Source organism: Luteimonas vadosa (genome assembly GCF_039543545.1).
GTDB lineage: Bacteria > Pseudomonadota > Gammaproteobacteria > Xanthomonadales > Xanthomonadaceae > Luteimonas > Luteimonas vadosa.
In genome coordinates, this window is sequence record NZ_BAABJY010000002.1 from 326,520 (window position 1) to 345,854 (window position 19,335).

Sequence of the window (19,335 nt, forward strand, 5' to 3'; positions counted from 1 at the left end):
GGCCGCTCGACGGTCGGCTCCGTGCCACGCGCCCCTTGCCGGCCCTGGCGCCCGGGGTGGCGTCCCGCGATAGGCAGGGGGAACGATGATGGATGCGCATCGTGCAACGGGGCGCAACGCCCTTGCCTGGCTGCTGTTGTCCGCCGTCGTAGTCGTGCTCGACCAGCTGAGCAAGCGTTGGGTGCTGTCCAGCTTGCCGGAATACCAGCCCGTGGTCGTGGTGGAGGGCTTCTGGAACTGGTATCGCACCTACAACACCGGTGCGGCCTTCAGCTTCCTCAGCGATGCCGGCGGCTGGCAGACCTGGTTCTTCACCCTTCTGGCCATCGGGATCTGCACCTTGCTCACGGTGTGGCTGGCCCGCACGCCCCGCGGGGACTGGCGCACGGCGTTGCCGTTCGCCCTGGTCGTCGGCGGCGCGATCGGCAACGTCATCGACCGCCTGGTCCACGGGCACGTGATCGATTTCATCCAGTGGCACTGGCGGGATTACTACTGGCCCGCGTTCAACATCGCCGATTCGGCGATCGTCGGCGGTGCCATCGGCATCGTCCTGTTCGGCCTGTTGCAGGGCCGGGAAGGCCATGCGCCGCCACCGGGCGGCGGACGCCCCGGACCCGAGGGGTAGACTAGCGGCCATGGACATCGTCCTCGCCAACCCCCGCGGCTTCTGCGCCGGCGTCGACCGTGCGATCGAGATCGTCAAGCGCGCGCTGGAGACCCTTGGCGCGCCGATCTACGTGCGGCACGAGGTCGTCCACAATCGTTTCGTGGTCGAGGACCTGAAGGCCCGCGGCGCCGTGTTCGTGGAGGAACTCGACGAGGTGCCCGACGGCGCCACGGTGATCTTCAGCGCGCACGGCGTCTCGCAGGCGGTCCGCAACGAGGCCGCGCGCCGGGAGCTGAAGGTCTTCGACGCCACCTGCCCATTGGTGACCAAGGTGCACCTGGAAGTCGCGCGCCATTGCCGCGCCGGCCGTGACGTGGTGCTGATCGGCCATGCCGGCCACCCCGAGGTCGAGGGCACGATGGGCCAATGGAACCGCGAGCGCGGGCGCGGCCGCATCTACCTCGTCGAGGACGTCGCCGACGTGGCCGCGCTGGACGTCGACCAGCCCGGGAACCTCGCCTACACCACGCAGACGACGCTGTCGGTCGACGATACCCGGGGCGTGATCGACGCCTTGCGCGAACGCTTCCCCGCGATCCAGGGACCGAAGAACGATGACATCTGCTATGCCACGCAGAACCGGCAGGACGCGGTTCGCCAGCTGGCCGGCCATTGCGACCTGGTCCTGGTCGTGGGCTCGCCGAACAGTTCGAATTCGAATCGCCTGCGCGAGCTGGCGGAGCGCGATGGCGTCGAGGCCTACCTCGTCGACGGCGCGGAGGATATCGATCCGCAGTGGCTGCGGGGACGCCGCCACATCGGCGTGACGGCGGGGGCCTCGGCACCGGACGTGCTGGTGCGCGGCGTGCTCGACCGACTGCAGGCGCTGGGTGCGGACGGGGTGCGCGAACTGGCTGGCGAACCGGAGAACATGGTATTCGCGCTACCCAAGGAGCTTCGGGTCCGCCTGGTGGATTGATGCCCCAGGCATCCACGGTGGATGCACCGGCCCCTGACGACGATGCGCGCACCCCTCGATCTCCAAGGTTCACTGGTCTACCTGCTGGCCCGGCTCAATCCCTTCGGCGAGCAGGCGTGGGCCCTGCACCGCGCCACCGGACTCCGCTTTCGGGTGAACGTCAGGGACGTGGTCGGACGCACGATCCTGCGCCGAACCGCCTACGAACCGGACCTCACGGCCTGGCTGCTGGCGGGCCTGGGCGGCGACGAGCCGGGGGTTTTCGTCGACGTGGGGGCGAATATCGGCTGGTTTTCGCTGCAGGCCGCGCGCTGCGGAGGCGTCTCGCGCGTGCTCGCGGTCGAACCCGACGCCGGCAACCAGCAGCTGCTGCAGGCGAACATCGAGCGCAACGGCCTCGGTGGGCGCATCGAAGCCGTCGCCTGTGCCGCCGGCGCGGAACCCGGATTGGCGCGGCTGCACCGGTACAAGGCTTCGAACCGGGGGCGCCATTCCCTGCTGGTGCAGCATGGACAAGGAAGCAGCTGGGTCCCGGTCGAGCGGGTGGACACGCTGCTGGTTCGGCTCGGGCTGGGCGAGGCACCGATCGCGGCCATCAAGGTCGACGTGGAGGGCTACGAGCCCTGGGTCCTGGCCGGTGCGGAGAGGGCTTTGGCACGTTGCGAGGCGCTGCTGGTCGAACTGTCCCCGGACATGACCCGTGCCGGCGGGTCGGGGCTCGAGGCCATGCTGGACGCGATCGCCGGGGCGGGCTTCGTGCCGCAAATATGGGATGTGTCGCCAGCGGCACCGAGTTGGCGGGAGGTCCGAGACTGCGCGCGGCAGGCGACCGTCGGATTCCGCCGTGGAGCGGCCTGAGCCGCTCGACACGCAATCGTTGGCAGAGCGGAAGGGCGGCGCGTGCGGGAGGCGCAGGCGGGCCGAACGCGTCGATTGACCCCGTGCTGCCCCGCGCCTACCATTTGCGGCCCATGCCGGAATAGCTCAGTTGGTAGAGCGGCGCATTCGTAATGCGTAGGTCGTAGGTTCGATTCCTATTTCCGGCACCATCCTCCAGCATCGGCACGAAGGGGTGTGCGTATGGAGAAGATTCCCATCGAGGACCTCGCCCTGCTGGAGATCCTGCAGCGGATCGACCAAGCCATGCCGCTGCGATCCGGGGACACGGAGATCCACGAACGCCTGGTGGAAAGCGGACTGGTGGAAGTGGTCGAGGGCGGCACGTGCCTGACGCCTGCCGGTGTCGAGATGTGCAAGTCGCTGCAACACCGCCAGGCGGCCGATGCGCAGGTGGAGAAGGTGATGGACAAGCGCAACGGCGACGGAGCCGGCGCATCCACCGCGTCCGATGGCGGGAATGCCGCGTATTCCTGAGCGGTTGCCATCGCCCCCGTCTCGCAAGCTGCGACGGGACACTGGTAATTTGCGGGCACCTTCGCGCGAGCAACGCTGATGTCGAAGTCCCAGGCGAAGAGCCGAACCGCATACGTGTGCAACGAATGCGGCGCCGATTACGGCAAGTGGCAAGGCCAATGCGGCGCCTGTGGCGCCTGGGACACCTTGTCGGGGATCGTGCTCGAAAGCGCAGCCGCGGCCAGATCGCCGGCCTCGCGCCGCAGCGGCTGGGCCGGCAAGATCGACGCTCCCGCGGTCACCGCGCTCAAGGACGTGCTTCACGACGAGAACGCTCGGGTCTCGACCGGCATCGGGGAGTTCGACCGCGTGCTTGGCGGCGGCCTCGTGGAAGGCGCCGTCGTGCTGGTCGGCGGCGATCCAGGGATCGGCAAGTCGACGCTGCTGCTGCAGGCGGTGGCGAAGCTGGCGCCCGATTTTCCCTGCCTCTATGTCACCGGCGAGGAGTCGCTTGCCCAGGTGGCGGGTCGCGCGGCGCGCCTGGGGCTGCCGGTCGAGGGCATCAATGCGCTCGCCGAAACCGGCGTCGAGCGCATCCTGGACCAATGCGCAGAGCTGAAGCCGAGGCTGCTGGTGGCCGATTCGGTGCAGACGCTCTGGACGGAATCGGTGACCGCCGCACCCGGCTCGGTCAGCCAGGTTCGAGAGTCCGCCGCGCGCCTGGTCCGCTACGCGAAGGAAACAGGCACCGCGGTGTTCCTCGTCGGCCACGTCACCAAGGAGGGCGGGATCGCGGGCCCTCGCGTGCTAGAGCACATGGTCGATGCCGTGTTGTATTTCGAGGGCGACAGCGGCAGCCGGTTCCGGGTGTTGCGGGCGTTCAAGAACCGGTTCGGCGCGGTCAACGAGCTGGGCGTGTTCGCCATGGGCGAAAAGGGGCTAAAGGAAGTCCCGAACCCCTCGGCGATCTTCCTCTCCGGAGGCAGCGCGCGCCAACCCGGGAGTTGCGTGATGGTGACGCGCGAAGGGACGCGTCCGCTGCTGGTCGAGGTGCAGGCCCTGGTGGATGCGTCGCCGCTGTCCAATCCGCGGCGTGTCGCGGTCGGCATGGAGCAGAACCGATTGGCGATGCTGCTGGCGGTGCTGCATCGCCACGGCGGCGTGGTGGTCGGCGACCAGGATGTCTTCGTCAATGTCGTCGGCGGAATCCGAGTGCAGGAAACCGCCGCCGACCTCCCGGTCCTGCTTGCGGTGCTGTCCTCGTTGCGCGACCAGCCCCTCGCGGAGAAGACCATCGCCTTCGGCGAGGTCGGCCTGAGCGGCGAGATCCGTCCGGTGCCCAACGGCGAAGAGCGCTTGAAGGAGGCCGCGACCCACGGCTTCCGGCGCGCGATCGTATCCAAGGCGAACGCGCCCCGGAACGGAAGTTTCCCGGGGCTCGAGGTCGTCGCCGTGGAACGGCTGGCGGATGCCCTGGACGCGGCGTGCTGACGAACATCTCTGTTGGGGGGCAGGAAGCGCGCCTCGCGCGTCATCCAGCCTGCACGTACGAGGGTTTCGACGTCCTGTCAGCTGCGGCCCAGCACCAGTTCCAGCACGAACTTGCTGCCGAAGAAGGCCAGAACCAGAAGCGTCATCGCCACCAGCGTCCAGCGCACCGCCACCGCGCCGCGCCATCCCAGGCGCCAGCGCCCGAGTAGCAGCCCGCCGAACGCCAGCCACGAAAGCACGCTGAGCGCGGTCTTGTGCACCAGGTGCTGCGCGAACAGGTCCTCGACGAACACCACGCCCGTCAGCAGGGTCGCCGTGAGCAGGGCGAACCCGACGGCGATGGTGCGGAACAGCAGCGATTCCAGTTCGGTGAGTGGCGGCAGGGCGCGCAACCAGCCGTGGATCCGGCGCCGCCGCAGCGCCCGCTCCTGCAGCCACAACATCATCGCCAGCAGCGCGGCGATGGCCAATGTCGCGTAGGCCAGCAGGGCGCACCACGCATGCAGTTGCAGCTGCCAGGCAAGGTCCTCCGGCGCGCTGTGGCCAGCGTTGGCATAGGCGAGCAGCGCGGACGCCGCCAACGGAAACACGACGACGCCCAGCGGCGCCATCCTGCCGCGGGCGCCCACGAGCAGGGTGAGCAGCGCCATCCCGAGGGACACCAGCGAGAGCGCGGCGAAGAAGTGCAGGTCGGCACCCTGCGCCGCCCGCCAGGCAACCACGTGGTAACCGCCATGCAGGGCCGTTCCGGCGAACGCGGGCGCGTGCCATGGCTGGAACCCGCGTTGCGTCGCGACGCCGACGCCGCGCACCAGCAGCAGGACGGCGGCGAGGTAGCAAAGGCCGGCGATGAGAACGATTGTCATCGCTGGAGTGTCGCATAGCCCGGGGCTGGTGGACCGCTGTTCGATGCCCATGCGTCGCTTGCCGCCGGCGGATCCGGGCCGGAGGTGCCGGCCGCTATAATCCACGCCCCCTCCTTGCCCGTGGAACCGCATGTTCGAGTCCCTGACCCAGCGCCTGTCCGGTACCGTCGAACGCCTGCGCGGCCGCGGTCGCCTGACCGAGGAGAACATCCGCGAGGCGACCCGGGAAGTGCGCATTGCCCTGCTGGAGGCCGATGTCGCCTTGCCGGTGGTCCAGGCGCTGATCGAACGCATCAAGGTGCGCGCCGTCGGCCAGGAAGTCCTGAAGTCGCTGACCCCAGGACAGGCCCTGATCAAGATCGTCCGCGACGAACTCACGGCGGTCATGGGCGCGCAGGCCTCCGACCTCAACCTCAACGTACCGGCGCCGGCGGTGATCCTAATGGCCGGCCTGCAGGGCGCGGGCAAGACCACCACCGTCGCCAAGCTTGCCAAGCACCTGAAGGAAAAGCGCAAGAAGAAGGTTATGGTCGTCAGCGCCGACGTCTATCGGCCCGCCGCGATCGAGCAGCTGAAGACGTTGGCACACCAGGTGGACGTCGCGTTCTTCGCGTCCGATCCCGCCCAGAAGCCCGAGGACATCGTCCGCGCCGCGATCTCCGATGCGCGCAAGTCCTTCGCCGACGTACTGATCGTCGATACTGCCGGCCGCCTCGCCATCGACGAGGCGATGATGGCCGAGATCAAGGCACTGCACGCCGCCAGCGCCCCGGTCGAAACGCTGTTCGTGGTCGACGCCATGACCGGCCAGGACGCGGCAAACACCGCCAAGGCGTTCTCCGAGGCGTTGCCGCTGACCGGCGTGGTGCTGACCAAGACCGATGGCGACGCGCGCGGCGGTGCGGCCTTGTCGGTCCGCTACATCACCGGCCGGCCCATCAAGTTCATCGGCACCGGAGAGAAGCCCGATGGACTCGACGTCTTCCACCCGGACCGGGTCGCCAGTCGCATCCTCGACATGGGCGACGTGCTGTCGCTGGTCGAGCAGGTGGAACAGCAGGTCGACCAGGACAAGGCGCGCAAGCTGGCGCAGAAGGTCGCGAAGGGCCGCAAGTTCGACCTCGACGACATGCGCGACCAGCTGGAGCAGATGCAGGGCATGGGCGGCATCCACGGCCTGATGGACAAGCTGCCGGGCATGGGCCAGATCCCCGACGCGGTGAAGAACCAGGTCACCGGCAGGGAAGTCCCGCGGATGATGGCGATCATCGGCTCGATGACCAGGAAGGAGCGCCGCAATCCGACCCTGCTCAACGGTTCGCGCCGCAAGCGCATCGCCAGCGGTGCCGGCGTCAGCCCAGCCGATGTCAACAAGCTGATGAAGCAGTACCAGCAGATGGAAAAGATGATGGGCAAGCTCGGCCGTGGCGGCATGAAGGGCATGATGCGGGGCTTGAGCGGAATGATGGGCGGGCGTGGTGGCATGCCCTTCCGCTGACGGGGGCCATGGCGCGGCCCGGAACCTGGCCTGGTTGAACGGGGCGAACGCTACGGCCGAAGGGATCGCGGCGATCCTGGCGAACAATTACGGCCATTTCACGACGATGCAGGTGCGAGGCGGTGCGGTCCGTGGCCTCGACCTGCACCTGCAGCGCCTGGAAGACGCGAGCATGGAACTGTTCGGGGCGGCCCTCCCGCGGCGCAGGATCCTCGAAGCCCTGCAGCACGCATCGCAGGGCACCGGCGAGGACGGCTGTACCTTGCGGGTGACCGTGGCATCGCCCGATCTCGACCCCGGCCGGCCCAGAGGAACATGCCACCTCGACCTGCTGGTGCGCCGGGCGCCGCCCGCCGAGCCGGGCGTGTCCCCGCTGGGTCTGAAATCGTTCGTGTACCAGCGCGACCTGCCACACCTCAAGCATGTCGGCACCTTCCCGCTGTTCCACCGCCGCAGGCTGGCAGCCGCGGCCGGGCACGACGATGCATTGCTCGTCGATCGCGAGGGGAGGGTTTCGGAGGGGACGTTCTGGAACATCGGCTTCTGGCACGGGGACGCCGTGGTCTGGCCAGAGGCGCCGGCGCTGCGGGGGACCTGCGAATGCCTGCTCAAGGCAGGCCTGGAGGCACTGGGCGTGGCCCAGGCATCGCGGCCCGTGGCCCTGGCCGACATCGCGGCATTCGAGGGTGCCTTCGCCTGCAATTCGCGGGGGGTGCAGCCGGTCGGGAGGATCGATGGCCTCGCCTGGGCGGCACGCCCCGGGCATCTGGAGCTGCTGCAAGAGGCCTTGGCGAAGGCTGAGTGGGTGAGTATCGAGGGCGGGACGGGCAGTTCCCTCGGGCCTGCCGCTGCCTTACAATAGTCGGCTTACCTCGCCGTCCTGGCGACTGGGCAACACAGGAAACACCGTTCATGGTCAAGATCCGCCTTACCCGTGGCGGCGCCAAGAAGCGCCCCTTCTACCACATCATCGTCACCGACCAGCGCAGCGCCCGCGATGGCCGCAACATCGAGCGCCTGGGCTATTACAACCCCGTCGCCGCCGGTGCCGAGCAGCGCATCGTCCTCGACACCGCGCGCGTCGACCATTGGGTCGGGCAGGGCGCGCAGATGACCGACAAGGTGCGCAACCTGTACCGCGAAGCGTCGAAGCAGGCGCCCGCCAGCGAAGGCGAGGCCACGCCGGCCAGCGCTGCCTGATCCGCGGCCGCGCTGCACGCGCCGCCGGTTTCCCCAATGAGCAACGAGGCGCCATCGCGTGCCAGTGGCAGGATCCTGCTCGGCAGGATCCATGGCGCCTTCGGCGTGCGCGGCGAACTCAAGGTCGAGTCCTTCACCGAGCCGCCCCGGGCGATCTTCGGCTACCAGCCCTGGCTCGTGCGCGACGCGCAGGGGCTCGAGCGCGAGGTGGACGGCGCCCGGGGGCGGGAGACCGCCAAGGGCGTGGTCGCTACCTTGGCAGGGGTGGATGACCGCGACGCCGCCGAGGCCTTGCGCGGCAGCGAGATCTGGGTGCCGCGCGACGTGCTCCCTGCGCCTGGGCCCGGCCAGTACTACTGGGTCGACCTGGAAGGCCTGCAGGTGGTCAACACGCAGGGCGCCGACTTCGGCGTCGTCTCGCATCTTTTCTCCACCGGCGCCAACGACGTGCTGGTCGCGCGCGGCGACCGGGAACGGCTCATCCCCTTCCTGGAGCCGGACTACATCGTGTCGGTGGACTTCGACCGGCGCCTGGTGACGGTCGACTGGGAGGCGGACTTCTGATGCGAGTGGATGTCGTCAGCCTGTTCCCCGAGTTCGTCGCCCAGATGGCCAGCCATGGAGTCGTCGCGCGGGCCCAGGAACGCGGCCTACTCGGCGTCCATGGCTGGAACCCTCGGGACTATGCCGAGGGCAATTACCGTCGGGTCGACGACCGCCCGTTCGGCGGCGGTCCCGGGATGGTGATGCTGATCGACCCGTTGCGCGCGGCGCTCGAAGCGGCAAGGGCCGCCGATGCCGCCGAGGCCAGGGTGATCTACCTGACCCCGCAGGGCACGCCCCTGACCCAGGACAAGGTGAAGGAACTGGCGGGTCGCAGCCGGCTATTGCTGTTGTGCGGGCGCTACGAGGGGGTGGACGAGCGACTGGTCGAGGCCGAGGTCGACGAAGAACTGTCGATCGGGGACTACGTACTGTCGGGGGGCGAGCTGGCCGCTGCCGTGCTCATCGATGCCGTCGCCCGGCTGCAGCCGGGCGCGCTGAACGATGCCGAGTCCGCCGCCCAGGACAGTTTCGAGCATGGCCTGCTGGATTGCCCGCACTACACCCGGCCGGTGGAACATGCGCTCGGCACGGTGCCCGACGTGCTGCTTTCAGGCAACCATGCCCTGATCGACGCCTGGCGCCGGCGCCAGGCGCTCTTGCGGACCTGGCTGCGGCGCCCCGACCTGGTCGACAAGGCGGCGCTGGGCCCGGAGGAGCGCCAGTGGCTCGAGCAGGCCGCGGCCACCTCGCCGGAGGCCGGTAAGCCCTAGCCACGCAAAGGAAAAGCCCGCTATAATGCGCGGCTTCGCCCCGGATTCAGCTGACCGCGGGCGATCCAGCCGGTCCGCGCCCGCCTCGGGCGGCGGCACCACCCCGGACAATAACGACACAAGCAGGCCGCACCATGAGCAAGCCCTCCCTCAACACGCTGCTGCAGGACTTCGAGAATTCGCAGGTCCAGCGCAAGCTGCCCAAGTTCAGCCCCGGCGACACCGTCGTCGTCAACGTCAAGGTCAAGGAAGGCAATCGCGAACGCGTGCAGGCCTACGAGGGCGTGGTGATCGCCAAGAAGAACGCCGGCCTCAATTCCGCGTTCACCGTGCGCAAGATCTCGCATGGTTACGGCGTGGAGCGCGTGTTCCAGTCCCACAGCGCCATCATCGACTCGGTCCAGGTCAAGCGCCACGGCGCGGTTCGTGCCGGCAAGCTGTACTACCTGCGTGAACTCGAGGGTCGCAAGGCCCGCATCAAGGAAGACCTCACCGCGCAAGCCGAGGCCAAGGCCGAAGCCAAGGCCGAAGCCGCCGCTGCGGCGGCTGCGGCAGCCGAGTAACGCCGGCTCGCCGAATGCAACGATGGCCACCTCCGGGTGGCCATTTTCGTTTGTGCTCCCCTGCGACCCGGCCCGCGCCTGCCTTTCGGTATGGTGGGCCCTGGCATCGCGAGCTTCGAAGCATCCATGGACGACGCCCCGATCACGACGACAGCGGTTCGCCTGGACCTCTGGCTCTGGGCCGCGCGATTCTTCAAGACCCGCCGCGTGGCCAAGGAAGCCGTGGAGGGAGGGAAGGTCACGGTTGCAGGCCTGCCCGCCAAGCCCTCCCGGGGCGTGCTGCTCGGTGACGCGATCACGGTCATGCGAGGGGAAGACGTCTTCGAAATCGTCGTGCTGGGACTCGCCACCAAGCGTGGACCGGCGACGGTGGCCCGCACCCTGTATTCCGAGTCGGAGGCCTCCCGCCTGGCGCGGGAATCCCGGCGCGCGGAAGCGACGGCCGCGCGGGCCGGATACCGTCCGCCCGACGGCCGCCCGGACAAGCGCGCAAGGCGCCTCATCAGGGCGCTGGGCGACATCGACGCAAGCTGATCCGCGCGGCGGTTGCGTCCGGCAGTGCCGGTTAAACTGCCGCGGCGGCCCCAGGCAGCCCGCGTGTCACGGCGTGCTATCGGCCGCGCAGTCCTTCCTTCCCCGGTTCCCGATCCGATGACCGAAACCCGGACAGATCCCGTCCTCCAGCAATGCAGCCGTCACTTCCGCGCGCACGGCTACAGCGTGCTGCGAGGCGTGCTCAGCCCGTCCGAGGCCGAGCTTTGCGCGGGGTACGCGCTGTTGCAAAGCCGCACCGAGGGTTACTACGCCATCGAGCAGCCCCTGATCGCGCGTGGGCGCTATGCCGATGCCCTGTCGGAGGCCCTCTTGCTGCGCGTACTGCCATTGATGGAGAAGGTGGCCGGGGAATCGCTCTTCCCGTGCTACTCGTACCTGCGCATCTATCAGAACGGCGCGGAACTGCCCGCCCACCTGGATCGCCCCTCGTGCGAGATCAGCACGTCGCTGACGCTCGGCAGCGACGGGCGGGCGCCGTGGCCGCTCTGCGTGAAGGCCGATGGCCAGGACCTGGCGCTGCAGCTGGCACCGGGCGACATGCTCGCCTACCGGGGTGCGGAACTGCCCCATTGGCGGGAGCGTTTCGAAGGCAGGCACTGGATACAGGTGTTCCTGCACTACGTGCGGGCCGAAGGGCCGTACGCGGACTACCGTTTCGACGGTCGCGAGCACATAGGACCCTTCGATCCGGCCCGGCAGCGGCGTCGGCTGCCCGCCGACCAGCCCGGCGCGGCGATCCCGCCCGCGCATCCTGACGCAGGGACGGACGGCTAGTCGCCCAGCAGCTGCTTGAGACGGTACAGGGCCTCCAGTGCTTCCTTCGGGCTCAGCTCGTCTGGGTCGATGCCGGCCAGCGCCTCCGTCGCCGCCGACGAGGGGGCGAACAGGCCGATCTGTTGCGGCGCCTGCAGGGCCTCCGTGGAAAGCACCGGCCCGTCGTGCCGGCGCTGCTCCAGTTCCGCCAGCCGACCCCGCGCATGGCGAACGACGGATTTGGGCAGGCCGGCGAGGGCGGCCACCTGCAGGCCGAAGCTGCGGTCGGCCGGGCCCTCCTTGACCGCATGCATGAACACCAGCGTCTCGGTGCCGTCCCGGCCGCGGTGTTCGACCGCATCCAGGTGCACGTTGCGGATCCCGTTGCCCGTCGCCGCCAGCGTGGTCAGTTCGAAATAGTGGGTCGCGAACAGGGTGTGGCAGCGGTTCACGGTGGCCAGGTGGCGTGCGCAGGCTTCGGCCAGTGCGAGGCCGTCGTAGGTCGAGGTGCCGCGACCGATTTCGTCCATCAGGACCAGCGAATGCTCCGTGGCGTGGTGCAGGATGTAGCTGGTCTCGCTCATCTCCACCATGAAGGTCGAGTGGCCGCGGGCCAGGTCGTCGCCGGCGCCGATGCGGGTCAGGATGCGGTCCACCGGGCCGATGTCCGCCACTGCCGCCGGCACGAAGCTGCCGATGTGGGCCAGCAGCACGATCAGCGCGTTCTGGCGCATGTAAGTGCTCTTGCCACCCATGTTGGGACCGGTGATCACCAGCATCCGCGTGCCGGCATCGCCCGCGTCGCTGTCGAGCACGAGGTCGTTGGGCGTGAAGGGTTCGCTGCGCACCGCCTCCACGACCGGGTGGCGGCCACGCTCGATGTGGATGCCCGGCCTCGCGACCAGGCGCGGCCGGGACCAGTCCAGCGCCTGCGCCCGCTCCGCGAAGCAGGCCAGCACGTCGAGTTCGCTCAGCGCCGCCGCGCAGCGCTTCAAGGGGTCCAGATGCTGGTTCAGCGTGTCGAGCAGCGCCTCGTAGAGCTGGCGTTCCCGCGCCAGGGCGCGCTCGCGCGCCGACAGCACCTTGTCCTCGAATGCCTTGAGTTCCTCGGTGATGTAGCGCTCCGCGTTGGCCAACGTCTGGCGGCGGGTGTAGTGGGTGGGCGCCTTGCCCACCTGCGCCTTGCTGATCTCCAGGTAGTAGCCGTGCACCCGGTTGTAGCCCACCTTGAGGTTGGCGATGCCGGTGGTGTCGCGCTCGCGCTGCTCCAGGTCGACCAGGAACTGGTCGGCGTTGCTCGACAGGTGGCGCAGTTCGTCGAGTCCGGCGTCGTGGCCTTCGGCGAAGACGCCGCCGTCGCGCGCCAGGACGGGGGGCTGTTCGACCAACGCAGCGCCAAGCAACGCGGCCAGGGCATCGTGGTCGCCGGCCTCGGTCACCAGCATTTGCAGGCGCGGCGAATCCAGCGCGGCGAGCAACCCGCGCAGCTCCGGCAACATGCGGAGCCCGTCGCGCAGGGTCGCGAGGTCGCGCGGGCGCGCCGAGCGCAGGGCGATGCGCGACAGGATGCGTTCCAGGTCGCCCAGGCCACGGAAGGTTTCGCGCAGGGTGCCTTCGGCGCCCGACTCGACCAGGGTGGCCACGGCATGGTGCCGGCGCGCGAGCACGTCGCGGTCGCGCAGGGGCCGGTGCAGCCACCGCCGGAGCAGGCGGCCACCCATGGGGGTGATCGTCGAATCGAGCACGCCGAGCAAGGTGTGCTTCTGTTCGCCGTCCACGCGGGTGTCGAGTTCGAGATGGCGGCGTGTGGCCGCGTTCATCGCGATCGCGGCATCGCCCGACTCCACCGCGATCGAGGTCAGGTGGGGCAGGCGTTGTTTCTGGGTTTCCTCCACGTACCCGAGCAACGCGCTCGCGGCCGCGACCGCCATGGGCCGCTGGTCGAGCCCGAAGCCGGCCAGGTCGTGGACCCCGAAGAACTGCTCGAGCTTCCGCCGGCCGCTGTCGGCATCGAAGAGCCAGGGCGCGCGCCGCCGAAGTCCGCTGCGTGCGCAGAGGAACGCCGGCCAGCCTTCCTCGTCCGGCAGCAGGATCTCCGCCGGTTCGAGCCGGGACAGTTCGGCCTCCAGGGCGTCGCCGCCGTCGACTTCGTTGACCATGAACCGCCCGCCGGCCAGGTCCGCCCACGCCAGCCCGAAGCCGCTCCGGCCGCGCGCCACCGCCAGGAGCAGGGTGTCCCGGCGTTCGTCGAGCAGGGCTTCGTCGGTCACCGTGCCGGGGGTGACGATGCGCACCACCTTGCGTTCGACCAGCCCCTTGCTGGCGGCCGGGTCCCCCACCTGTTCGCAGATCGCCACCGACTCCCCCAGCGCCACCAGCCGCGCCAGGTAGCCCTCGGCGGCGTGGTGCGGCACGCCGGCCATCGGGATCGGCTGGCCGGCCGAGCTGCCGCGCTGGGTCAGGGAGATGTCCAGCAACCGGGCGGCCTTGCGCGCGTCGTCGTAGAACAACTCGTAGAAATCGCCCATGCGGAAGAACAGCAGGATGTCCGGATGCTCGGCCTTGGCGGCCAGGAACTGCTGCATCAGGGGGGTGTGCTGGGGCTCGGTGGACATCGGCTCGCGGCGCGGGGAGGCGGGGCGGTAGTGTGCCCGAAAGGATCATTCAGGCTCCGGGCCGGAGCCGCGGCCAAGCGTTCCGAAAGGGACGTACGCCGCCGTTTGGAAGTATGTTAACGTTCCGTTGAGGCGGCAGGCGGTGCGCCAGCCCAGTCCCACGGGACTCGGGCACGTCGAGCAGGGAGTTTGTCGTTACGGAGGGGTTCTTCGGAGTTGAAAGCGACCTCGTGCGATTCGTGTCATTCGCATGGGCCGGATCTGCAGGCGCGGCCGCGGTAGCGGCACACATCATTCGAAATTTCCAACCATTGGTAGGGGACGTCATGGTCAAGGGTCATCCACAACGCAATTTGCTCGCCACCGCAGTGTTCACCGCGCTGGTCTCCATCTCCGTGCCCGCAACGGCCCAGGAGCAGGCGGCGCCCGCCGCGGACGACAGTGACGAGCCGGTGACGCTCTCGAAGATGATCGTCACCGCGCAGAAGCGCGAAGAACTCATGCAGGACGTGCCGATCTCGGTGACATCGCTGTCCGAGCAGGTCCTGCAAGACACCGGTGTGCGGGACGTCAAGGACTTGCAAGTGCTGGTGCCGGGCCTGACCGTGACCAGCACCCAGAGCGAGGCCCTGACCACCGCGCGCATCCGGGGCATCGGCACCGTCGGCGACAACGCGGGCCTGGAGTCCTCGGTCGGCGTCGTGATCGACGGCGTCTACCGTCCCCGCAACGGCGTCGGCTTCGGCGACCTCGGCGAGATCGAGCGCATCGAAGTGCTCAAGGGGCCGCAGGGCACGCTGTTCGGCAAGAACACCTCCGCCGGCGTGGTCAACGTCATCACCCGTCGTCCCGGCTACAGCCAGAGCCTCGAGGGTGAAATCACCGTCGGTAACTACGGCGCCTTTGGCATCGCCGGCGCTTACAACGACTCCTTCAGCGACAACGTGGCTTTCCGCGTCTACGCCGCCAAGCGCGAGCGCGACGGCTTCCTCGACGTTCGCACCGGCGGCAATCCGCTGCGCGAAACGGAGGACGGGAACCAGAATTTCCACTCGTTCCGCGGCCAGTTGCTGATCGAACCCAGCGACACCTGGGACATCAACGTCATCGCCGACTACACCAGCCGCGAGGAAAACTGTTGCTCGGCCGTGACCACGGTACGCGGCGGCACGGCGCCGATCATCGATGCGCTGTCGCCTGATGAAGGCGTCATCCCCGTGGCCGATCCGTTCCGCCGCCTGGCCTACAGCAACCGCAGCACCGAACAGGACATCAAGGACAAGGGCATTTCGGTCGAGAGCAACTGGGACAACGACTGGTTCGGCGGCTCCACGCTGACCTCGATCACCGCCTGGCGCGACTGGCAGACCATCAATGGCCTGGACTTCGACTATTCCAGCGCCGACCTGCTTTATCGTCCGCCCAGCGCCGATGAGGCGTTCACCGGCTTCAAGACCGTAACCTCTGAATATCGCCTGTCTGGCGCGACCGAGAGCATCGACTGGTTGTTCGGCCTGTTCTATTCCGACGAGGACCTCGACCGCAAGGAGTCATACCGGATAGGCAACGCCTACGAGCCCTACCTCTCGATCGCGATCATGTCCCTGGTCAACCCGGCGCTGGGCCAGCGGCCCAACGCCGCCACCCTGTATGCCGACGCCACCGGCCGCGCCCCCGGCACCGTGTTCGCCGGCTATGCGGCCCAGGACAGCCACCGGCAAAACGCCAAGAGCCTGGCGTTCTTCACCAACAACACCTGGCACGCGACCGACGCGCTCGATCTGACCCTGGGCCTGCGCTACACCCGTGAGGACAAGGAGCTGACATCGGTCTACACCAACCCCAATGGCAGCCCGGGTTGCGCGGCGCTGCTCGGTCCCAGCGGGCAGGCGCGCATCGCCAATGCCTTGCTGACCCGCGGCGTCCCTGCGACGGCGCTGCCGGCGGTGATCCCGCAGGTCATCGGCTTCGGCTGCCTGCCGTGGGCCAACGTGCTGCACAACGGCCGCATCACCCAGCAGGAGCGCGAGGAAAAGGAATGGTCCGGCACGCTGAAGGCCGCGTACCGCTGGAACGAGGCCGTCATGACCTACGTCTCCGCCGCGCGCGGCTACAAGGCCGGTGGTTTCAACCTCGACCGAGTGCAATCGGCCACTGGCCTGTCGAGCGCGGGCCAGGGCATCGTCCCGGTGGCGGATACCTCGTTCCCGGGCGAGTTCGTCGATAGCTACGAGCTTGGCGTCAAGACCACTTGGGCCGACGGCAACCTGTTGCTCAACGCCACCGCGTTCCATCAGACCTACGACGGCTTCCAGCTCAACAGCTTCCTCGGCACCAGTTTCGTGGTGCGTTCGATCCCGGAAGTGGTCTCCAAGGGCATCGACACCGAGATCCTGTGGCAGCCGGCCGCGGTCAAGGGCTTGATGCTGCAGGGCGGTCTGATGTACGCCGACACCCGCTACGGCGACAACATTCCGGGCGGCGACTTCGTGTTCCCCACTGGCGCCTTGTACAAGCTTCCCGGCAGCCAGGTGAGCTTCGCCCCTGAGTGGTCGGCCACCGCCTCGGTGACCTACGAATGGGGCGTGGGCGACAGCATGGTCGGGCGCTTCAACGTCGGCGCCAAGTACATGTCCGAGTTCAATACCGGGTCGGACCTGGACGTGGAGAAGGCGCAGGACGCCTACACGGTGGTCAACGCCAGGCTTGGCCTCGGCGCGCGCAACAAGCGGTGGATGGTCGAACTGTGGGGCCTGAACATCTTCGACGAGGAGTACCAGCAGGTGGCGTTCGACGCGCCGCTGCAGAACGTCTCGCCGCTGCCAGGCAATCCCTTCAACTCCTACAACGCGTTCCTGGGCGCGCCCGCGACGTACGGGGTGACGTTCCGTTTCAATTACTTCTGATCCCCGGATCAGACGTGTTGTTGCAACGGCCCGCATGCGGGCCGTTGCTTTGTGCGTGACGCGGCCACGGCTTCACGCCCGGCCCCCACTGCTATAGCGTTGGCATGCCGCACGAATCCGGAAACCCTCCGACCATGCTAGTGCCCACCGACAGCGACCTCCGGGAGATCGCCCGCGCGACCGGCGACAGCTTGCTCGCCTGCCACCAGACCCTGGTCACCGCCGAGAGCTGCACGGGGGGCTGGATCGCCAAGACGGTCACCGACATCGACGGCTCGTCCGCCTGGTTCGATTGCGGCATGGCTGCCTACAGCTACGAGGCGAAGCAGGCCTTGCTTGGCGTCCGGCCGCAGACGCTGGAAGAGCATGGTGCCGTCAGTCGGGAAACCGTGCTCGAAATGGTGTCCGGGGCACTGGTCAACTCGGGCGCAGGCGTTGCGGTCGCGGTCACCGGGATCGCCGGGCCCGGTGGTGGAACGGACGACAAGCCTGTCGGAACCGTGTGGATCGCCTGGAAGCGACGCGGCGGATACCCTGAGGCGGACTTGTTCCATTTCAATGGCGATCGCGAGGCGGTCCGCCGGCAGACCGTGGCGAGGGCCTTGCAGGGCCTCGGGGCGTTGCTGTCCACCCCGGCTGCATGCCATCCGGATTCCTAGCCGTCGGTTGACGACGGCGTTTGTTAGTAGTAATACTACTAACTATGGAGATCACGGACACCCAGCAGGCAATCCTCGGATACATCGCCGAGCGCATCGATGGGGACGGCATGCCGCCGTCACAGGCCGAGATCGCCCGCGCCTTCGGCTTCAAGGGCGTACGCGCCGCGCAGTACCACCTGGAAGCACTGGAGGCCCAGGGTGCCATCGAACGCATTCCGGGCCGCGCCCGCGGGATCCGGCTCCTGCATCCGCCTGCACGGCCCCAGCAGGAACTGGGCCTGGATCGCCCCGATGGCGACGTCCTGCAACTCCCCGTGCTGGGGCAGGTCGCCGCGGGCTTGCCCATCGGTGCCGCCGTCGATGAAGGCGGTCCCGACCAGGTCGTGCTGATGGATCGCGCGTTCTTCTCCCCGGCCCCGGATTACCTCCTCCGGGTCAAGGGCGACTCCATGCGCGACGAAGGCATCTTCGATGGCGACCTCATCGGCGTGCACAGGACCCGTGATGCCCTCAACGGACAGATCGTGGTGGCACGCGTGGACGACGAGATCACCGTGAAGTTGCTGAGGCTGGGCAAGGACCGGATCCGGCTGATGCCCCGGAATCCCGATTACCAGCCCATCGACGTGCTACCCGACCAGGATTTTGCCATCGAAGGCCTTTACTGCGGCTTGGTGAGGCCCAACCGATGATCCGGTCCACCGCGCGCCGGCACGGGAGCGGACCGCGTCCGCTCGGTGGCGCGCGCGGCATTTCCCGACATGCGAAGGGGGTTTCGCCCCGCAGACCGGGTGCCGTGGCACCTGCAAAGTCGTCCATGCGCAACGCAGTCGCAACCCATGCGACCGGTGCCTGCAAGGATGCACCCAACACCACTCCAGACCGATAAGGATGACCACGATGGACGAGAACAAGAAGCGCGCGCTGTCGGCCGCGTTGAGCCAGATCGAGAAGCAGTACGGCAAGGGTTCGGTGATGCGGATGGGCGATCGCGTCGCCGAGGTCATCCCGGTGATTCCCACCGGCTCGCTGCTGCTGGACATCGGGCTGGGCATCGGCGGCCTGCCGCGCGGCCGGGTCGTCGAGGTCTACGGCCCCGAGTCTTCGGGCAAGACCACGCTGACCCTGCAGACGATCGCCGAGTGCCAGAAGATGGGCGGTACCGCGGCCTTCATCGACGCCGAGCATGCGCTCGACCCGACCTACGCGCAGAAGCTCGGCGTCAACGTCGACGACTTGCTGGTGTCCCAGCCCGACAATGGCGAGCAGGCGCTGGAGATCGCCGACATGCTGGTGCGCTCCAACGCGGTGGACATGGTCGTGGTCGATTCGGTCGCCGCCTTGACCCCGCGGGCGGAGATTTCCGGCGAGATGGGCGACCAGCTCCCGGGACTGCAGGCGCGCCTGATGAGCCAGGCCCTGCGGAAGCTCACCGGCAACATCAAGCGCAGCAATTGCATGGTGATCTTCATCAACCAGCTGCGGCACAAGATCGGCATCATGATGCCAGGGCAAAGCCCGGAAACCACCACCGGTGGCAACGCGCTGAAGTTCTACGCCTCGGTGCGCCTCGACATCCGCCGGATCGGCGCGATCAAGAAAGGCGACGAGATCATCGGCAACCAGACCCGGATCAAGGTCGTCAAGAACAAGATGGCGCCGCCGTTCAAGCAGATCATCACCGAGATCCTCTACGGACAGGGCATCAGCCGAGAAGGTGAGTTGATCGACATGGGCGTGGACGCCAAGCTGGTCGAGAAAGCCGGTGCCTGGTACAGCTACGACGACGAGCGCATCGGGCAGGGCAAGGAAAACGCCCGCCAGTACCTCAAGGAGAATCCGGAGATCGCGGCCAAGCTGGAGGCGCGCCTGCGCGAGTTGCTCGCTCCCTTGCCGGCCGCGCCGGCTGCCGGGGAGGCGGACAAGCAGGCCGCGGGAAAGAAGGCGCCTGAGGACGCCTGAGTCCGG

19 protein-coding genes and 1 tRNA gene are annotated in these 19,335 nt (G+C 68.2%); 18 read left to right on the forward strand and 2 right to left on the reverse strand.

Features of this window, described 5'->3' with window-relative positions; all coding sequences use genetic code 11:
• Positions 1-88 precede the first annotated feature (88 nt).
• The 6 genes from lspA (at position 89) to radA (ending at position 4,433) form a co-directional block, all read left to right on the forward strand.
• Positions 89-628, forward strand: a complete 540-nt coding sequence (lspA, locus tag ABD970_RS07350; RefSeq protein ID WP_345295672.1) for a signal peptidase II — start codon at positions 89-91, stop codon at positions 626-628.
• A 10-nt stretch (positions 629-638) separates the two neighbouring features.
• Entirely contained in the window at positions 639-1,589 is a 951-nt protein-coding gene (ispH, locus tag ABD970_RS07355) for a 4-hydroxy-3-methylbut-2-enyl diphosphate reductase (RefSeq protein WP_345294859.1), read from the forward strand.
• Between the two features lie 42 nt (positions 1,590-1,631).
• A complete protein-coding gene (locus tag ABD970_RS07360) occupies positions 1,632-2,447 on the forward strand; it encodes an FkbM family methyltransferase (RefSeq protein ID WP_345294860.1) in 816 nt (271 codons plus the stop codon).
• A gap of 115 nt (positions 2,448-2,562) precedes the next feature.
• A tRNA-Thr gene (locus tag ABD970_RS07365) sits at positions 2,563-2,638 on the forward strand.
• Positions 2,639-2,669: 31 nt separating this feature from the next.
• Complete coding sequence (locus ABD970_RS07370; protein ID WP_345294861.1) at positions 2,670-2,963, forward strand: hypothetical protein; 294 nt, start codon at positions 2,670-2,672, stop codon at positions 2,961-2,963.
• A gap of 78 nt (positions 2,964-3,041) precedes the next feature.
• A complete protein-coding gene (gene radA, locus ABD970_RS07375; protein ID WP_345294862.1) occupies positions 3,042-4,433 on the forward strand; it encodes a DNA repair protein RadA in 1,392 nt (463 codons plus the stop codon).
• A 77-nt stretch (positions 4,434-4,510) separates the two neighbouring features.
• Here the strand turns inward: radA and ABD970_RS07380 are convergent, their stop codons facing one another.
• Positions 4,511-5,299, reverse strand: a complete 789-nt coding sequence (locus tag ABD970_RS07380; protein ID WP_345294863.1) for a cytochrome C assembly family protein — start codon at positions 5,297-5,299, stop codon at positions 4,511-4,513.
• A gap of 130 nt (positions 5,300-5,429) precedes the next feature.
• Here ABD970_RS07380 and ffh point away from each other — a divergent pair, with 130 nt between their 5' ends.
• From ffh to ABD970_RS07420, 8 genes are all read left to right on the forward strand, one after another.
• Positions 5,430-6,797 carry a signal recognition particle protein gene (gene ffh, locus ABD970_RS07385; RefSeq protein ID WP_345294864.1) on the forward strand — a complete coding sequence of 456 codons (1,368 nt, stop codon included), beginning with the start codon at positions 5,430-5,432 and terminating at the stop codon, positions 6,795-6,797.
• A gap of 34 nt (positions 6,798-6,831) precedes the next feature.
• Positions 6,832-7,659: an aminotransferase class IV family protein gene (locus tag ABD970_RS07390; RefSeq protein ID WP_345294865.1), complete on the forward strand. Its 828-nt coding sequence runs from the start codon at positions 6,832-6,834 to the stop codon at positions 7,657-7,659.
• 50 nt (positions 7,660-7,709) lie between these two features.
• Positions 7,710-7,997: a 30S ribosomal protein S16 gene (rpsP, locus tag ABD970_RS07395; protein ID WP_345294866.1), complete on the forward strand. Its 288-nt coding sequence runs from the start codon at positions 7,710-7,712 to the stop codon at positions 7,995-7,997.
• Between the two features lie 36 nt (positions 7,998-8,033).
• Complete coding sequence (rimM, locus tag ABD970_RS07400; RefSeq protein ID WP_345294867.1) at positions 8,034-8,561, forward strand: ribosome maturation factor RimM; 528 nt, start codon at positions 8,034-8,036, stop codon at positions 8,559-8,561.
• Positions 8,561-9,313, forward strand: coding sequence for a tRNA (guanosine(37)-N1)-methyltransferase TrmD (gene trmD, locus ABD970_RS07405; protein WP_345294868.1), 753 nt, complete (start codon positions 8,561-8,563; stop codon positions 9,311-9,313). The genes rimM and trmD overlap by 1 nt, the downstream gene beginning before the upstream one ends.
• Positions 9,314-9,447: 134 nt before the next feature.
• Positions 9,448-9,876, forward strand: a complete 429-nt coding sequence (gene rplS, locus ABD970_RS07410) for a 50S ribosomal protein L19 (protein ID WP_345294869.1) — start codon at positions 9,448-9,450, stop codon at positions 9,874-9,876.
• Between the two features lie 126 nt (positions 9,877-10,002).
• Entirely contained in the window at positions 10,003-10,410 is a 408-nt protein-coding gene (locus ABD970_RS07415) for an RNA-binding S4 domain-containing protein (RefSeq protein WP_345294870.1), read from the forward strand.
• Positions 10,411-10,527: 117 nt separating this feature from the next.
• Positions 10,528-11,205 (forward strand): hypothetical protein, encoded by a 678-nt coding sequence (locus ABD970_RS07420; RefSeq protein WP_345294871.1) that lies wholly within the window; start codon positions 10,528-10,530, stop codon positions 11,203-11,205.
• Here ABD970_RS07420 and mutS read toward each other — a convergent pair.
• A complete protein-coding gene (gene mutS / locus ABD970_RS07425; protein ID WP_345294872.1) occupies positions 11,202-13,799 on the reverse strand; it encodes a DNA mismatch repair protein MutS in 2,598 nt (865 codons plus the stop codon). The genes ABD970_RS07420 and mutS overlap by 4 nt on opposite strands.
• Positions 13,800-14,152: 353 nt before the next feature.
• Between mutS and ABD970_RS07430 the strand changes: the two genes are divergently transcribed.
• From ABD970_RS07430 to recA, 4 genes are all read left to right on the forward strand, one after another.
• Positions 14,153-16,705 (forward strand): TonB-dependent receptor, encoded by a 2,553-nt coding sequence (locus tag ABD970_RS07430; RefSeq protein WP_345294873.1) that lies wholly within the window; start codon positions 14,153-14,155, stop codon positions 16,703-16,705.
• Between the two features lie 134 nt (positions 16,706-16,839).
• Positions 16,840-17,364, forward strand: a complete 525-nt coding sequence (locus ABD970_RS07435) for a CinA family protein (protein ID WP_345294874.1) — start codon at positions 16,840-16,842, stop codon at positions 17,362-17,364.
• Between the two features lie 44 nt (positions 17,365-17,408).
• A complete protein-coding gene (lexA, locus tag ABD970_RS07440; protein ID WP_345294875.1) occupies positions 17,409-18,059 on the forward strand; it encodes a transcriptional repressor LexA in 651 nt (216 codons plus the stop codon).
• 208 nt (positions 18,060-18,267) lie between these two features.
• Positions 18,268-19,329 carry a recombinase RecA gene (gene recA, locus ABD970_RS07445; RefSeq protein WP_345294876.1) on the forward strand — a complete coding sequence of 354 codons (1,062 nt, stop codon included), beginning with the start codon at positions 18,268-18,270 and terminating at the stop codon, positions 19,327-19,329.
• Positions 19,330-19,335: the final 6 nt, after the last annotated feature.

Excerpts from the sequence above, each read along its gene's own strand:
- lspA (WP_345295672.1), top strand. The coding sequence starts at position 89 with ATGGATGCGCATCGTGCAACGGGGCGCAACGCCCTTGCCTGGCTGCTG.
- ispH (WP_345294859.1), top strand. The coding sequence starts at position 639 with ATGGACATCGTCCTCGCCAACCCCCGCGGCTTCTGCGCCGGCGTCGAC.
- ABD970_RS07360 (WP_345294860.1), top strand. The coding sequence starts at position 1,632 with ATGCGCGCACCCCTCGATCTCCAAGGTTCACTGGTCTACCTGCTGGCC.
- ABD970_RS07370 (WP_345294861.1), top strand. The coding sequence starts at position 2,670 with ATGGAGAAGATTCCCATCGAGGACCTCGCCCTGCTGGAGATCCTGCAG.
- radA (WP_345294862.1), top strand. The coding sequence starts at position 3,042 with ATGTCGAAGTCCCAGGCGAAGAGCCGAACCGCATACGTGTGCAACGAA.
- ABD970_RS07380 (WP_345294863.1), bottom strand. The coding sequence starts at position 5,299 with ATGACAATCGTTCTCATCGCCGGCCTTTGCTACCTCGCCGCCGTCCTG.
- ffh (WP_345294864.1), top strand. The coding sequence starts at position 5,430 with ATGTTCGAGTCCCTGACCCAGCGCCTGTCCGGTACCGTCGAACGCCTG.
- rpsP (WP_345294866.1), top strand. The coding sequence starts at position 7,710 with ATGGTCAAGATCCGCCTTACCCGTGGCGGCGCCAAGAAGCGCCCCTTC.
- rimM (WP_345294867.1), top strand. The coding sequence starts at position 8,034 with ATGAGCAACGAGGCGCCATCGCGTGCCAGTGGCAGGATCCTGCTCGGC.
- trmD (WP_345294868.1), top strand. The coding sequence starts at position 8,561 with ATGCGAGTGGATGTCGTCAGCCTGTTCCCCGAGTTCGTCGCCCAGATG.
- rplS (WP_345294869.1), top strand. The coding sequence starts at position 9,448 with ATGAGCAAGCCCTCCCTCAACACGCTGCTGCAGGACTTCGAGAATTCG.
- ABD970_RS07415 (WP_345294870.1), top strand. The coding sequence starts at position 10,003 with ATGGACGACGCCCCGATCACGACGACAGCGGTTCGCCTGGACCTCTGG.
- ABD970_RS07420 (WP_345294871.1), top strand. The coding sequence starts at position 10,528 with ATGACCGAAACCCGGACAGATCCCGTCCTCCAGCAATGCAGCCGTCAC.
- mutS (WP_345294872.1), bottom strand. The coding sequence starts at position 13,799 with ATGTCCACCGAGCCCCAGCACACCCCCCTGATGCAGCAGTTCCTGGCC.
- ABD970_RS07435 (WP_345294874.1), top strand. The coding sequence starts at position 16,840 with ATGCTAGTGCCCACCGACAGCGACCTCCGGGAGATCGCCCGCGCGACC.
- lexA (WP_345294875.1), top strand. The coding sequence starts at position 17,409 with ATGGAGATCACGGACACCCAGCAGGCAATCCTCGGATACATCGCCGAG.
- recA (WP_345294876.1), top strand. The coding sequence starts at position 18,268 with ATGGACGAGAACAAGAAGCGCGCGCTGTCGGCCGCGTTGAGCCAGATC.